This window comes from Alkalibacterium kapii, from assembly GCF_007988865.1.
GTDB lineage: Bacteria > Bacillota > Bacilli > Lactobacillales > Carnobacteriaceae_A > Alkalibacterium > Alkalibacterium kapii.
Genome location: NZ_BJUY01000057.1, coordinates 1 through 895, shown reverse-complemented (window position 1 = coordinate 895; position 895 = coordinate 1). Strand labels below are relative to the sequence as shown.

At 39.1% G+C, this 895-nt stretch carries 1 protein-coding gene; it reads left to right on the top strand.

Going from position 1 to position 895, the window contains the following annotated elements; genetic code table 11:
• Nucleotides 1-895: ISLre2 family transposase (locus AKA01nite_RS09225; RefSeq protein ID WP_146925031.1), on the top strand; the 895-nt coding region annotated here is incomplete at both ends.

Here is an 895-nt window from a genome sequence, read left to right as displayed (position 1 = left end):
GGATGGGACGTATCGCAAAGCAGAACAGGCGATTAATCTATTGACATCCTTCTCGTTGAGTCATACGACGATTCATACGATCACTCAAAAGATTGGTCAAACTATCCAAAATTGGACGGAAACTGCTCCTCTTCAGGATGTAACGCCGCAGAAAGAGAAGAAAAAACCCTCTGTCTTATTTATTGAAGGGGATGGGTTAATGCTTACCAAAGGTAAAGAGGTGAAACGGCCGGAAATCCATCGTGTTCAATTTCATGAAGGTGTCGAGTATAAAGGAAAACAGAAAAGACCTGTTTTGATCAATTCAATGATGTTCGAGAGCACGGTATCAAGTAAAGAAGCTTTTGAACGCGCAAGCCGTTGGTTAGAATCAATTTACGATATCCGAGGCACGATAGTTATTTCTAATAGTGACGGGGGTAGTGGTTATGAAAAAGATAAATTCAATCAAATTATCGGAAAATGTCAACGTCACGAACATTTCAGGGATGTTTATCATGTCAACGAAAAAATCAAACAACGATTATGCTTTGATAAACCGATGGAAAAGAAAATGAGACAAGCCGTTCGAGCTTATAATTGGGAAAGAATAGAAACAATCATCGCTACAACTGAAAGCCGGATTAAGAATAATGATGATAAAGCAGCCGAATATAAAGAAAATCTCGTAAAGTTAAAAGCTTATCTTTATATAAACTGGGAGAGTCTTAAACCGAAAAGAAAAAGAGAGTTGCCGGTCAGTAATGGTATCGGTATTTGTGAAAGCAATCATCGTCCTTTTAGTTATCGGATGAAGCGTCAAGGTCGTGGGTTTTCATCTAAAGGTGCTGGCAATGTGGCAGCGATTATTTCTGCACGTAAGAACGGAACATTCCTTAAAGCACTCACGGATGAA